This window comes from Oceanisphaera ostreae (genome assembly GCF_042676125.1).
GTDB classification, from domain to species: domain Bacteria; phylum Pseudomonadota; class Gammaproteobacteria; order Enterobacterales; family Aeromonadaceae; genus Oceanimonas; species Oceanimonas ostreae.
The window spans coordinates 84812-98258 of record NZ_JBHTJS010000058.1 but is presented as its reverse complement, the minus strand read 5'-3'; the positions used below and the strand labels follow the sequence as shown (position 1 = coordinate 98258).

11 protein-coding genes are annotated in these 13447 nt (G+C 46.5%); 7 read left to right on the top strand and 4 right to left on the bottom strand.

The genetic code is table 11. The features are described from left to right. Nucleotides 1-293: 293 nt before the first annotated feature. Complete coding sequence (locus tag ACFQ1C_RS14155; protein ID WP_379559319.1) at nt 294-764, bottom strand: FKBP-type peptidyl-prolyl cis-trans isomerase; 471 nt, start codon at nt 762-764, stop codon at nt 294-296. A gap of 178 nt (nt 765-942) precedes the next feature. Here ACFQ1C_RS14155 and ACFQ1C_RS14150 point away from each other — a divergent pair, with 178 nt between their 5' ends. From ACFQ1C_RS14150 to ACFQ1C_RS14125, 6 genes are all read left to right on the top strand, one after another. After that, nucleotides 943-1398, top strand: coding sequence for a GFA family protein (locus ACFQ1C_RS14150; protein ID WP_379559318.1), 456 nt, complete (start codon nt 943-945; stop codon nt 1396-1398). Between the two features lie 245 nt (nt 1399-1643). Then, nucleotides 1644-1940, top strand: a complete 297-nt coding sequence (locus tag ACFQ1C_RS14145; RefSeq protein WP_379559317.1) for a 4a-hydroxytetrahydrobiopterin dehydratase — start codon at nt 1644-1646, stop codon at nt 1938-1940. Between the two features lie 419 nt (nt 1941-2359). Continuing rightward, nucleotides 2360-3352, top strand: a complete 993-nt coding sequence (locus ACFQ1C_RS14140; protein ID WP_379559316.1) for a TRAP transporter substrate-binding protein — start codon at nt 2360-2362, stop codon at nt 3350-3352. Nucleotides 3353-3450: 98 nt separating this feature from the next. Continuing rightward, nucleotides 3451-4095 carry a TRAP transporter small permease gene (locus ACFQ1C_RS14135; RefSeq protein ID WP_379559315.1) on the top strand — a complete coding sequence of 215 codons (645 nt, stop codon included), beginning with the start codon at nt 3451-3453 and terminating at the stop codon, nt 4093-4095. Continuing rightward, on the top strand, nt 4092-5372 hold the full coding sequence (dctM, locus tag ACFQ1C_RS14130; protein WP_379559314.1) for a C4-dicarboxylate TRAP transporter large permease protein DctM: 1281 nt from the start codon (nt 4092-4094) through the stop codon (nt 5370-5372). The genes ACFQ1C_RS14135 and dctM overlap by 4 nt, the downstream gene beginning before the upstream one ends. A gap of 315 nt (nt 5373-5687) precedes the next feature. Continuing rightward, nucleotides 5688-7106 (top strand): L-serine ammonia-lyase, encoded by a 1419-nt coding sequence (locus tag ACFQ1C_RS14125; RefSeq protein WP_379559313.1) that lies wholly within the window; start codon nt 5688-5690, stop codon nt 7104-7106. A 167-nt stretch (nt 7107-7273) separates the two neighbouring features. On the opposite strand, the gene cls is transcribed toward ACFQ1C_RS14125, so the two are convergent. Then, nucleotides 7274-8740, bottom strand: coding sequence for a cardiolipin synthase (cls, locus tag ACFQ1C_RS14120; RefSeq protein ID WP_379559312.1), 1467 nt, complete (start codon nt 8738-8740; stop codon nt 7274-7276). Between the two features lie 359 nt (nt 8741-9099). Here cls and ACFQ1C_RS14115 point away from each other — a divergent pair, with 359 nt between their 5' ends. After that, nucleotides 9100-9390, top strand: a complete 291-nt coding sequence (locus ACFQ1C_RS14115; RefSeq protein ID WP_379559311.1) for a YkgJ family cysteine cluster protein — start codon at nt 9100-9102, stop codon at nt 9388-9390. Between the two features lie 460 nt (nt 9391-9850). Here ACFQ1C_RS14115 and ACFQ1C_RS14110 read toward each other — a convergent pair whose 3' ends face one another. Together ACFQ1C_RS14110 and ACFQ1C_RS14105 are read right to left on the bottom strand one after the other, a co-directional pair. Beyond that, entirely contained in the window at nt 9851-11272 is a 1422-nt protein-coding gene (locus ACFQ1C_RS14110; RefSeq protein ID WP_379559310.1) for an aspartate aminotransferase family protein, read from the bottom strand. A gap of 251 nt (nt 11273-11523) precedes the next feature. Further along, a complete protein-coding gene (locus ACFQ1C_RS14105) occupies nt 11524-13035 on the bottom strand; it encodes an NAD-dependent succinate-semialdehyde dehydrogenase (protein WP_379559309.1) in 1512 nt (503 codons plus the stop codon). Between the last annotated feature and the right edge of the window lie 412 nt (nt 13036-13447).

The window sequence follows — 13447 nt, the reverse complement described above, 5'->3', positions numbered from 1 at the left end:
TACTGCCTTCTTGAAAACTAACAAAACACCCATGTTAAGTGGCTGATTTTTCCTTCGGCATCTAAACTTACTAGATTCAAATTTGGTGTGTTGAGGAGGCTCCGATACCCAGATCACGTTCTACCCGAATGAGTTTGGAGGATACGCCCTTTTACCATAGTGTCAGTCGCACGATGAGAAGGGCGCTTTTATAGATTAATGACTCGTCGCTGCTTTTATTAAGACCTTACAAATAAACATTTCCGATTTTATCTTTATTTTTCCGTGGGGTCTGTGGATTCCGTTGCAAAAAATTATTGAATCTCTAAAAGTTCTACTTCAAAAATAAGTAACGAACCGGGGGTTATATTTCCGGTTGCGCTGTTGCCGTATGCTAGTTTAGACGGAATGAAAAATTTAAATTTATCACCCACTACCATTAATTGCACACCTTCTGTCCATCCTCTGATCACGCGATTTAAAGGAAAGCTGATGGGTTCGTTACGGTCTACTGAACTATCAAATACAGTGCCGTCTAATAGCGTGCCATGGTAATGCACTGTTACTGTTGAGCTGGCAGTGGGATGAACTGTTCCTTCACCCTTTGTTAATATTTTATATTGTAAACCTGAAGCAGTTTCGAATATGTCATTGTTCGCTTTGTTGGTTGCTAAAAACTCGCTTCCTATCGTTATGTTTTCGGCGGCGGCCTTTTTATTATTTGAATTTCTAATAAAGTAAAATGCCACTACTAAAATGACGACCACTAAAATAACAAACTTCATTACATATCCTTTAATGTTGAGATGTTTGCATTCTAACACTCAATTGATTTGCGCTTCTAGTCAGGCGGTTTAGCATTTTGGTATGAGGTGGCTATGTACGCTCTAGCAGATCCGAAAAGTGAGGCTAGAATGTTAGTTGTAGAGCCTAAAGGCGGGCGCATAGCAAGGCTAATCAAAAATGCCAGCAAGCTCAGGGTTGGTCCGTGTTGACTGCGTTAAGGATGGCAAGGAGGTTATCGTGAAAGGAAGTTGCTTATGTGGCGCCATAAAGTATGCAGTCTCTAGGCTGGATATGCCGATCATTTTTTGTCATTGCAAAACGTGTAAAAAGGCACACGCAGCGCCTTTTAACGCTACCGCTGGTGTAGCAAGAGAAAACTTTAGATGGTTACAAGGGCGCGACAAGCTTGCTAGCTTTGAGTCTAGCCCAGGCAAGATCAGGCATTTTTGCTCCATATGTGGCACACACTTAGTGGCTGAAAAACCGGCTCAACCCCATGTCATACTGCGAGTGGCCAGTTTAGATGAAGATCCTGGGGTTAAGCCTGAGGCTCACATTTGGACCAGTCATGACGTTGAATGGTTGCAGGGTGAAGGTATAGTTGCTTATAAAGAAGGGCGATTAGAGACCTGATATCTTGCCGATTTGTGCTGCCTCGGCACCTTGGCTCCGTTGCAAAATATTATTGGTGTGAGTAGATGCAATGCTCATCAGCTATATTTTTCTACCTTGGTCCAGCAAGATAGTAATAACAGTTAAGGCGAGGGTTGCTAGGAGAGTGAAAATAAATAAATAAATAAATAAATAAATAAGGTAAGTGTAGTCATGTTTATTAATGATGGGCTGTGTTGGCTATTTTATAATATTGAGAGGTTAATATGATCGAACGATTTAGTAATGTCGAGATAGATGCTTCGCTGCAAGAGCTTAACAACGGCTCTGAAAAATTATGGACCATTAAGGATGATAAATTACATCAAGAATTTAAGTTTGCTAATTTTGTTGCGGCATTTGGCTTTATGACAAAAGTGGCGATGCTGGCAGAAAAGGCGAATCATCATCCCGAATGGTCCAATGTCTATAACAGAGTGGTTATAAATTTAACGACTCATGAAGCTGGCGGTATATCGAAGAGAGATTTTGAGTTGGCTAAAAAGATCGCAACATTAATGTAACTTTTTAGAGGCGATTGATAGTGTCAACAGACAGCTCAAGTGCAGATGGGCGAGCTTATCACGCTGATATGCGCTGTTTTAGCCTAATCGAACACACCATAAAGGTGTGCAGTTGGCTAAAACGGTGAGTGACACACCCAGCGTCGAGTCGGAGGCCGTACGGCTGCCGTGAAAAACTCTGCACGGCCCATCACCTGAGCACCGCAAAAAACCATTAGTATCAGCTTGAATAACCTTACATTTCTCTAATTCATGCGGTTATAGCTGTAATGACATTTCTTTTATCGACATCAGTCGCACTTCTTGTTCTTTAGCGTAGTAAATTAAGCTACATTAATGGCATGATTTTAGAACAAGGTTGTAACATTGTGTGTCGCCCATGCGACACGGCTTCGATCCACTGTTAAGAGGGAACTTTAATGCTTAAAACGACCGTTAAGGCACTGGCTTGTGCTGTATCACTGGGATTGGCTGGTTTAGCTACGGCTGCCGAGCCTATTGTGATCAAATTTTCGCACGTAGTTGCCGAGCACACGCCAAAAGGCCAAGGTGCATTGTTGTTTAAAAAACTGGCGGAAGAGCGTCTACCTGGGCAAGTAGAAGTAGATGTGTATTCCAACTCATCGCTATTCGGTGACGGGAAAGAGATGGAAGCCTTGTTACTGGGTGATGTGCAGTTAATTGCCCCTTCACTGGCTAAGTTTGAACACTATTCTAAACCGATTCAGATTTTTGATTTGCCATTTTTGTTTGACAACATTGAAGCCGTTGACCGCTTCCAAAAAGGCCCTGTGGGTCAAGAGCTGTTAACCAGCATGGAAGATAAAGGCATTACTGGTTTAGGCTATTGGCACAATGGTTTGAAGCAGTTATCTGCCAATAAGGCGCTGCGCGTTCCTAAAGATGCGCGTGGTTTAAAGTTCCGAGTACAAGCTTCTGCCGTACTGGATGAGCAGTTTAAAGCGTTGCGCGCTAACCCTCGTAAAATGAGCTTTGCAGAAGTGTATCAAGGCTTGCAGACCGGTGTAGTTAACGGTGCAGAAAACCCGTACTCCAATATTTACTCGCAAAAAATGCACGAGGTACAAAAGTACATTACCGAGTCTAACCACGGTTTGCTCGACTACATGGTGATTACTAACACCGAGTTCTGGAATGGTTTACCAGCGGATGTGCGTACTGAGCTGACTGAAATCATGAGTGAAGTAACGGTTGAAGTGAACAAGCTTGCTGAAGAAATTAACCAGCGTGATAAACAGTCAATTATTGATAGTGGCAAAAGCGAAATTATTACATTAACGAAAGAGCAGCGTGATCAATGGCGTGAGCAGGTTAAGCCGGTGTGGAATATGTTTGAAGAAGACATTGGTGCAGAGCGCATCAAGGCAGCAGAAGCCTCTAACCAGCAGTAACTGAGCGAGTCGTCACGCGGTCATTGTGCTGCGTGACGACTGATTTAGCGCTCGTTAGTCGTGTCTGAGTTTTGCTATCCGTTTCGGGGTGAATATTTATGAATGCTGCGCGCCTGATTTGGGACCGCTTTGAAGAAGGTTTTATTGTTTTTTTACTGGCGGTAATGACGCTAGTCACCTTTGTTTATGTGATTTTTAATAACTTTTATACTTTTTTTTATGCAGTAGGTGCGTATTTTTCAGAAAGCTCTGAAGGTGTGTCGGAGTTTTTTTATACCATTGGTGACTTCATTTTAGACATAGTGCAAACCATGACGTGGAGTAATGCCTTAACCAAGGCCTTGTTCGCTTGGCTGATTTTCTTTGGTTTGGCCTATGGCGTACGTATTGGTGGGCATATTGGTGTTGATGCTTTAGTTAAATTAGCCTCGCGGCCCGTGCAGCGCATCATTGCCATTGTTGCTTGTGTTGTTAGTTTGGCTTATGCCGGGCTGTTGAGTGTGGCCAGCTTTGAGTGGGTCAGTACCTTAATGGAAGTTTCGATTGGTGCTGATGATTTAGCGCAGTTTGGCATTAAGCAATGGTATATCGGTGCCATTGTCCCTTTTGGTTTTGCTTTGGTGTTTATTCGTTTTTTTGAGATTTTAGTGCGGATAATTCGCCACCAACAAGTGGGTTTAGGCTTGGCTGATGAAGCCGCCGATGCCATGAAATTGTCTGAGACAGAGGAGTCTAAAAAATGACAATTCTGTTTTTGTTTGTCGCGTTATTTGCGCTGATGTTTATTGGGGTGCCGGTTGCGATATCGCTCGGCTTAGCTGGCTCTGTCACTATTATGCTGTTCAGCCCCGACTCGGTACGGTCGCTGGCGATTAAGCTATTTGAAACCAGTGAGCACTATACGCTGTTAGCTATTCCGTTCTTCTTGCTGGCGGGGTCGTTTATGACCACCGGTGGGGTGGCGCGGCGCTTAATTGATTTTGCCAACGCCAGTGTTGGGCACATTCGCGGTGGTTTGGCGATTGGTGCTGTATTGGCGTGTATGTTGTTTGCCGCGTTATCGGGCTCTAGTCCGGCAACGGTTGCGGCGGTGGGCTCAATTGCCATTGCTGGCATGGTGCGCTCGGGTTATCCCAAGCCGTTTGCCGCAGGTATTGTTACCAATGCGGGTACGTTGGGTATTCTGATCCCGCCCTCGGTGGTGATGGTTGTTTATGCTGCTGCCACGGAAACCTCAGTGGGCACCTTGTTTATGGCCGGTGTGGTACCGGGGGTATTACTGGGCGTGGTATTGATGGCGGCAATTTATATTATTGCGGTGAAGAAAAATCTACCGGCATTACCTAGAGCCACTGTTCGTGAGTGGTTAAGCTCGGCGCGCAAAGCTGTGTGGGGCTTGCTGCTGATGGTTATCATCTTGGGTGGAATTTACTCAGGGATGTTTACTCCTACCGAAGCCGCAGCAGTGGCAGCTGTGTATTCTGCTTTTATTGCGTTGTTTGTCTATAAAGACATGCGCGTTAGAGAGGCGCCAAAGGTGGTGTTGGAGTCGGCAAAACTCACCATTATGTTGATGTTTATTATTGCCAACGCCATGTTGTTTGCCCACGTGTTAACCACAGAGCAAATTCCTCAGCAAATTACTGAGATGGTGTTAGAAGCCGGGTTGCAGCCATGGATGTTTTTGTTGGTGGTGAATATTGTGCTGCTAATTGCGGGCGCATTTATGGAGCCCTCGGCGATTATTCTGATTTTGGCTCCTATCTTGTTCCCGATTGCCATACAGCTAGGGATTGACCCGATTCACCTCGGTATCATTATGGTGGTGAATATGGAGATCGGCTTGATTACACCGCCGGTGGGGCTCAACTTGTTTGTGACCTCTGCCGTAACCGGTATGCCGCTGTCTGAAGTGATTAGGGCCGCGATGCCGTGGCTGATGATTCTGTTGGGCTTCTTGATGCTAGTGACCTATGTGCCAAGTATTTCGATGGGTTTACCACGCTTACTTGGAATGTAGCTTAATGGCGTAGGGCCTGAGGCGTGACACGAAGCGGCTGATAGCGACAGCGCCAGCCGTTTCTTAGTAAATAGTTAAGTAAGAGAACCACTAACTCATAAAATAAATAGCTAGATATTATTGTTGTAAATTTAAATTTGTTATTTTCTATGTTACTTCAATGGTCAGTGTTACTCAGTGGATTTTTACTCTGCTGATTTTGTTGGAAATAGGATTAAATTACACTGGAAGAAGGGTCACGTATATTTAAATTAGACGATACTTCAGGTGGTTTAATGTCGGTATTGTTTTTTAAAGTGAAACTTAGAGGTTGAAATGAAATCGATTAGTGTGTTTGAAATTATAAAAGTAGGCATTGGTCCGTCTAGTTCTCATACTATGGGGCCTTGGAATGCTGCTGAGTTGTTTTTGAATGTCATTCGCAAAGACCATAAGCTATCTGAAGTTAAAGAGGTGTTTGTTGAGTTTTTTGGTTCATTAGCCAAAACGGGCATTGGACACGGAACCGATATTGCCGGAATGCTAGGGCTTTCTGGTGAAGATTTTAAAACGATTGATACTAAAAAAATAACAGAAAAAATAGATGCGATAAAGTCAGCGGGTACGCTTAAGTTAGGTGCTGAAGTAGAGGTTCCATTCGTATATGGCCATCACTTGATTTTAAATATGTCTAAAAATTTAGATTTCCATCCTAATGGGATGATTTTTAAAGCTATTTTTAATGATGGAACCGAACTAGAGCAGGATTATTACTCAATTGGTGGTGGATTTGTAGCCACACAAGAAGAAACTTCGGCCGATGAGGTTCTTACGCAGACTTTATATCCATGTCATCATGGAAAAGATGTACAATTTTATTGTGATAAATTAGAAGTTTCATTTTCAGATTTAGTTTATATTAATGAAGAAAGCTGGCGTACGAGAGAAGAAATAGATGCGCACGCATTGGATATTTGGGAAAACATAAAGAACTGCATCTACAAAGGAGTAACTCAAGAAGGTATTTTACCCGGAGGTTTAAGAGTTGTTCGTAGAGCGGCAGGATTAAATAGGAAGTTGTTAGGGGCGGATAATAAATATAGAAATCAAGCGCAATGGTATAAAATGGTGTTTGATGCTGAGACAAATTTTGTAAATATAAATAAGTGGATTTCTTGTTTTGCATTGGCAGTTAATGAGGAAAACGCAAGCTTTGGACGAATTATTACGGCGCCAACTAATGGTGCAAGCGGAATTATTCCTGCCGTCTTAATGTACTCTCAGGCGTTTACTGAGTTTTCAGGAGACGATGCAGTTATTCGTTTTTTATTGGTCGCAGGAGAAATTGGCACTTTATTTAAGAAGAACGCGACAATTTCTGCAGCCATGGGCGGATGCCAAGCAGAAACTGGCGTGTCGTCAGCAATGGCAGCGGCAGGTTTAACTGAAATTATGGGCGGAACACCCGGGCAAGTATTGATGGCAGCCGAAATAGCAATGGAACATCACTTGGGATTAACTTGTGATCCAGTCGGTGGCTTGGTGCAAATACCGTGTATTGAGCGAAATTCAATGGGTGCTATTAAAGCGATTACTGCTGCAAATATTGCCATTGAAAGCGACCCTGCCAATGCCCGAGTTACTTTGGATGAGGTGATTCAAACTATGTGGGAGACCGCTCAAAGTATGAATGATCGCTTTAAAGAAACGTCAGAAGGCGGACTTGCGATTGCTGTGAATATTACAGAATGTTAATTGATAAGTAAGTTTAATTAACTGACAAGACACCCATGTAAACTGGTTTGTTCTTTCGTTTGATATTGGCCACTATTGTGGCCAATTTTTTTGAGCAGCGCCGAACGTGAAAAATGCCTCTAACATGGGTGGTTATGTAAGCGACAAGCTGGGTTTCCCGTTGCAAATTATAGTACGGGGCCAATGGTTGCGATGACGTTATTCCAGATCCGTCGGTAATAGGGCCAGGCAAGCACCGTGGCCAGTTCCACCGTTTCGGAGCTGGCGATATAAGTTTGCTGGCGTTCGAAAATTGCCATGGTCATGGCTGGATCTTGCAGCAAAATATTGTTCTCGTAATTCAGGTCAAAGCTGCGTAGATCAAGGTTTGAAGAACCAATCAGACTGACACAGCCGTCAATAGTCAGCGTTTTTGCGTGCAGCAGACCGCCTTTAAATTCATAGATGACACAACCCGCATCAAGCAGCTGATGGTAGTAACTGCGGCTAGCAGCAGAAACAATCCAGCTGTCATTCACCTTCGGATAAATTAGCGTAACGGCAACGCCGCGGTGTGCAGCAGCGCACAGCGACTCTAAAAGCGTGGCATCAGGCACAAAGTAAGGCGTAGAAATTGTCAGCTCGGTTTGTGCGCTGGCAATTAGGTTGGCGAACAGCTGTGGTGTTGCGCCACGACGTTCCGTCGGGCCGACGCCCATTACCTGCGCCGGAAATCCTCCTGAAATTGGTACGGCTGATGGTTCGGTTTTTTGCTCAGCGTTTAGCTCGATCTGTAATTTAAATTGGTCCAACGATTCGCCGGTGGAGTGCATCCAGTCACTGGCGAATAATAGTTGGTTTTGGGCGACCACTGGGCCTTCAAAGCGCAGCATGATATCCACCCACGGGCCGTACTTCGCCTTGGGTAAAAACTCGGGGTCTGCCGAGTTGCGGCTGCCGCAATAGGTAATACTTGCGTCAATTACGGTGATTTTGCGGTGGTTTCTTAGGTCGAAGCGACTAAGTAGGATGGTGCGGATTAGATTTCTAAACGACAGCGCCACCGCAAGTTCTACTCCAGCATCTTGCATGCTTTGCCACAGCTTGGATTTGATTAACGCCCGAGAGCCGAGCCCGTCCGCCATTGCACGGCAGGTCACGCCTCGTTGCGCGGCCCGAATCAACGCTTGTGCGACATCTCCGCCGGTATGGTCGTCAAGCCAGATGTAATAGAGCACATGCACGTGATCGGTGGCGGCATCTATGTCTGCGACCAGCCGTGCTCGTGTTTCATCGCCGTCAGCCATCAGTTCAGCGCTATTTCCGTCCACGGTGTGAAATCCGTTAATTGATCCGGCATAGCGAAAACCTGGGCGATAGAGCGGCTCGATCAGCCGCTCGACACTGGTCCTGTCCCCCATAAAACCCAGTGCTTTCGCCCGAATTTCATCAAAAATCTCGTCGTGACGTTTGACGGCGCGTTTGCCAATATCAATTTCGCCAAACAAAAAATAGGCGGCAACGCCAAAATATGGCAGCACGTTTAAGACGATAAACCACGCCAAACGCCCGGGGGGCGATAAGTCATCGCGAAGTAAAATTCTAGCTGTAAATGTCATAACCAAAAGAAAGTGAAGAGTAAGAACAACGGTCATTTATTTTCCTATCCTATCCATATTCATTTAAGGCCTGCATTTACAGCATAATATTTTGTTCTGGCAGCACTTTTGGAGCCGCCATAGCGAGATTACGCAGGCACCTAATTTCAGGCATCAATAACGCTCAACCATAGCATGAGGCCTAGTGCATGGCAGAATAAAACTAACAAGACACTGATGTTAATGACACTGCCAGAATGATGCTAATATCTCAGGTGTTGCTTTAACATCAGCATCAGCCTTCAACTATTTTTCTAGGTAAGCTTGGCTGTTCAGCGTCGTCGCAGCGCGACGAGACTTGAGTTCTCACGCTGCAGCGTGGGAGAAATGCGCAATTATGAAAATTGGTAATATACGTGGTTATTGAAGTTAAAAATGTATCTGTAGGCGAAGTGACTTGTGCAACGTGTCAGGCATGCTGTTGTCGTTTAGAAGTCATGCTAATTAGCGACACTGGTGTCCCCAAAGAGCACATTACCCAAGATCAATGGGGGGGAGAAACCATGCTGCGGTTAGCAGACGGTTGGTGCTCGGCAATAGACCGTGAAACCTTTCTGTGCACTATTTATGAACAGCGGCCGTGGATTTGTCGAGAGTTCGAAATGGGGTCAGATGAATGTCGTGATGAAAGAGCAGATTTATTATAAGGTATTGCGGTACGCCATACGTAAGCTAGGTAAATTTGCCGAGGTACAAGATCGTCCCTGCGGGATTCTTTAGCCGTCACCCTGACGAGCTTTCGAAAGTCAGGATCTCGCCTTTGGTTTTAGGGGCAGCACTCAGAGATAACTGAGTAGCTTCCTCCAACCCGCTTAAACCGCATCCATGCGGCGCTCAGCACATGACTTCGATCGCCATGGATGGCGGAAATGCCGAAATGGCAGGAGCATTTTTCGGCCCGGTCATGTGATGGTCGGCTGAGGTTATCTCAGTTATCTCTTCTTATACTCTTGAGTCGCCGATGAGCCAAAGCTACAGATAACATAGTGTTTCTGTAGTCTGGTCATGTTTGGCAGAAAGCCCCGAACCAGCAGGTTCGGTGCTTATTTTTAGTTTGGCGCTATCTCGCTTTTCTGACCGCTGTTAGCTTTTTACTTACCGCAGCTATTAAGCGGTGACCTTGTCTCTTGTTTTAAAATCGCCACTGCGCACTAACTGATCGGTGACTTTATTCACAGCCTTGGCGGTGCGCTCGACTATGTTGTCGATATCATCTCGGTTGACCACCAGCGGTGGTGCAAAGCCAAGAATGTCGCCGTGGGGCATGGCGCGGGCGATTAGGCCTTGTTCCAAACACGCTGCGGCAACTTGTGGCCCCACTTTAAGACTTGGGTCAAAGTGCTGACGTTCGGCTTTATTGCTCGAAAACTCCAGAGCGTGGAGTAAACCGACGCCGCGGGTGTCGCCGATAAGCGGATGATCGGCAAAAGTCTCATGCATGCGTTGCTGCAAATAAGCACCGGTGTCGCGGGCGTTTTCGGTTAAGTTCTCGCGGGCAATAATATCTAAGTTACACAAAGCCGCTGCCGCACCAATAGGGTGGCCAGAGTAAGTGTAGCCATGGCCGAAGGCACCCCATTCATCGGTACCTTGCTCTAACACCTTCCATACTTTATCGCCGACAATTACCCCAGATAATGGCTGATACGCCGAGGTTAAGCCCTTGGCAATGGTCATTAAGTCGGGCTTCATATCGTAGTGCAACGAACCAAAGTCTGATCCTAGGCGTCCAAAACCACATACCACTTCATCGGCAATTAACAAAATGTCATATTTATCGAGCACGCGATTAATTTCAGCCCAGTAGCCTTCAGGTGGGGGCACTATGCCACCGGTGCCCAGCACGGGTTCGCCGATCATGGCGGCAACGGTGTCTGGCCCTTCGGCCAAGATCATTTTCTCTAACTCATTGGCACAGTGGTGCGAAAACTCGCGCTCGCTCATGTCGTGATCCGCGCGGTGATAATACACAGGTGCTAGCGTGTGCTTGATACGGGACAAGGGCAGGTCGAAGTGAGCATGAAAGGTATCTAGCCCGGTGAGTGAACCCGCTGCAATGGTCGAGCCGTGGTAGCCGCGGTCTCGCGAGATAATTTTCTTCTTCTGTGGCAGGCCGCGCACGTTGTTGTAGTACCACACTATTTTCATTTGAGTTTCGTTAGCGTCACTACCCGACATGCCGTAGTACACCTTGCTCATACCGGCCGGTGCCATTTTGATGATGCGATCCGAGAGCTCAATTAGCGCCTCGTTACTGTGGCCCACATAGGTGTGATAGTAAGCCAGCTTTTTTGCCTGCTCATAAATGGCTTCGGCCATTTCGGAGCGGCCATAGCCGATGTTTACACAATACAGCCCAGCAAAAGCGTCGATCAGCTCGATGCCGGTGGAGTCGGTAATACGAATGCCTTGGGCGCCGGTAATAATGCGGCCTTTAATCTCGCCATGGGCATACTGCTTAAGGTGCGTTGATGCGTGAAATATATTCTGGCGATCCATTTCTAACCATTTTTGAGTGTCTAAAGTCATGATGCTCTCCTTAATTTTCATGATGCTAAATGGCAATAATTTTTTCTTAAAGACTAAGAAATTCTTTGCAATGGAATCCACGGAATCCACGGAAAAATTAAGATGAGATAAGGTCAAAAAATTCTTATGGGTTAGACCTTACAAATAATGATCTTTTTTCTCCTTTGATATGGAGCTTCGTCCGTGCGTACGTACTGTGTTCTCGTAGCAACAATGGGTTTTTCTGGGGTTAGTGTGAAATGTCGTCCCCTTCACCCTTCACTCATTAATCCGCCTAGGCAGTAGTATTTAAGTTGGCTGTATTCATCGAAGCCGTGGCGGCTGCCTTCGCGGCCTAAGCCCGATTGTTTAACACCGCCAAAGGGAATGCCGTGGCCGGTCATTTTCACCGAGTTAACCGACACCATGCCAAACTCTAAGCCGCGCAGCAGTTGCCAAATGGTGCGAATATCGTGGCCATATACATAGGCGGCTAGCCCATATTCGGTGTCGTTGGCCTGAGTAATCAGACTAGCAATGTCGTTGTAGGGCAGTACACCGGCCACAGGGCAAAAGTTTTCTTCGCGAAATACCTTCATTTGCGCCGTTACATCAGCCAACAGCACCGGCATAAAGAAGTTGGTGCCAGGGGTGTGTTCTTGGCTGCCGGCAATAAGCCGTGCCCCTTTAATAATGGCGTCATCTACTAACTCTTGCGCTTTGTCGACCGCTTCGCGAAAGATAAGCGGACCCATGGTCACGTCTTTATCGAAACCATTGCCAACTTTGATGTGGGCCATTTCGTCGGCAAACGCCTGCAAAAAGGCCTCGTACTTCGCTTGGGGTACAAAAATACGGTTGGCGGCTAAGCAGTCTTGTCCTGAAGTTTGAAATTTAGCGGCCACGGCGGCTTTGGCGGCCTCGGTAATATCCATGTCTGGCAGCACAATAAAAGGCGCGTTGCCGCCTAGTTCCATCGAGCATTTTTTGACGGTGCTGGCCGCTTGGGCGAGTAGAATTTTGCCGACGCGGGTAGAGCCGGTAAATGATAGGGCGCGCACTTTGTCGGACTGACATAGCACTTGGCTAATTTGGCTGCCTTTGCCGGTGATAACGTTGTATACGCCAGCTGGAAAACCGGCGCGCTCGGCAAGCTCTGCTAAGGCGAGGGCAGAAAAGGGCGTTTCGCTCGCGGGTTTAATGAGCACGGTGCAGCCTATGGCTAAGGCCGCCGCCGCTTTGCGGGTGATCATGGCATGGGGAAAATTCCAAGGCGTGATCAGAGCTGCCACACCGATGGGTTCGCGAATAGTGGCCAGCTGTGCATTGGGGATATGGCTGGGAATAGTGTCGCCATAGGCTCGGCGGGCTTCTTCGGCAAACCAGCGTACAAACGAAGCTCCATAATCGACTTCGCCACGGGCATCCGCCAGTGACTTGCCCTGCTCTAATACCATGAGGGTGGCGAGATCTTCTTTGTTTTCTAAAATGAGGTCATGCCAGCGCAATAAAATGTCAGCCCGCTCGTCGGGCATAAGATTGCGCCATGGGCCAAAGGCCATATCGGCGGCCGCTATTGCTTGTTCTATTTGTGGAGGCTCAAGCAGCGTGCAGTGGCCAATGGTGTGATTGGTGGCGGGGTTGATAACGGCAATGTCTTGCTGCCCGTGCACCCATTTACCATTAATGTACGCCAACTCGCGCACCAGTCGCGGATCTTTTAGGTACGGCATGATGGCGTCGGTAACTTTGCTGTTTATGACCGGCTGAAGCTTTAAACTCATAAGCGCACCTCTTTATTACGATAAGGCGAATGTTGAACAAGCAATAAGCTGTGGTTGTCTTGTTATGCATTGAGTTTAGCGGGCAAGGGGGAGAGTTACTTTTTGTAAGCGGGTGTAAATATGATGAATTCTTCTGTTTGAGCGCGGTTAAGTGAGGTTTTTTTCTTTCTAAACATGGTGATGGGTAAGGCGTAAGAAGTGAGGTGGAAGTAACTGTATGCTTTACGCCATCCGCTGTCCGGTAAATGCGAACGGCATACGGCGTAAAGCGGTCGGGTGTTTCCTCCTCGTTTTGTTGCATAAAGTCAGCCGGCTAAAGCGGCTGTTATGTTTAACCGTAGGATGCAGGAATGAGAAAAATGCACCGAGTTAGCAGGTTCGTGTTGATCATTAACGGACGGCGCATAGCAGC

What these genes read in the sequence shown, in the direction of transcription:
- ACFQ1C_RS14155 (WP_379559319.1), bottom strand. Translation starts at nt 764, where the DNA reads ATGAAGTTTGTTATTTTAGTGGTCGTCATTTTAGTAGTGGCATTTTAC.
- ACFQ1C_RS14150 (WP_379559318.1), top strand. Translation starts at nt 943, where the DNA reads ATGCCAGCAAGCTCAGGGTTGGTCCGTGTTGACTGCGTTAAGGATGGC.
- ACFQ1C_RS14145 (WP_379559317.1), top strand. Translation starts at nt 1,644, where the DNA reads ATGATCGAACGATTTAGTAATGTCGAGATAGATGCTTCGCTGCAAGAG.
- ACFQ1C_RS14140 (WP_379559316.1), top strand. Translation starts at nt 2,360, where the DNA reads ATGCTTAAAACGACCGTTAAGGCACTGGCTTGTGCTGTATCACTGGGA.
- ACFQ1C_RS14135 (WP_379559315.1), top strand. Translation starts at nt 3,451, where the DNA reads ATGAATGCTGCGCGCCTGATTTGGGACCGCTTTGAAGAAGGTTTTATT.
- dctM (WP_379559314.1), top strand. Translation starts at nt 4,092, where the DNA reads ATGACAATTCTGTTTTTGTTTGTCGCGTTATTTGCGCTGATGTTTATT.
- ACFQ1C_RS14125 (WP_379559313.1), top strand. Translation starts at nt 5,688, where the DNA reads ATGAAATCGATTAGTGTGTTTGAAATTATAAAAGTAGGCATTGGTCCG.
- cls (WP_379559312.1), bottom strand. Translation starts at nt 8,740, where the DNA reads ATGACCGTTGTTCTTACTCTTCACTTTCTTTTGGTTATGACATTTACA.
- ACFQ1C_RS14110 (WP_379559310.1), bottom strand. Translation starts at nt 11,272, where the DNA reads ATGACTTTAGACACTCAAAAATGGTTAGAAATGGATCGCCAGAATATA.
- ACFQ1C_RS14105 (WP_379559309.1), bottom strand. Translation starts at nt 13,035, where the DNA reads ATGAGTTTAAAGCTTCAGCCGGTCATAAACAGCAAAGTTACCGACGCC.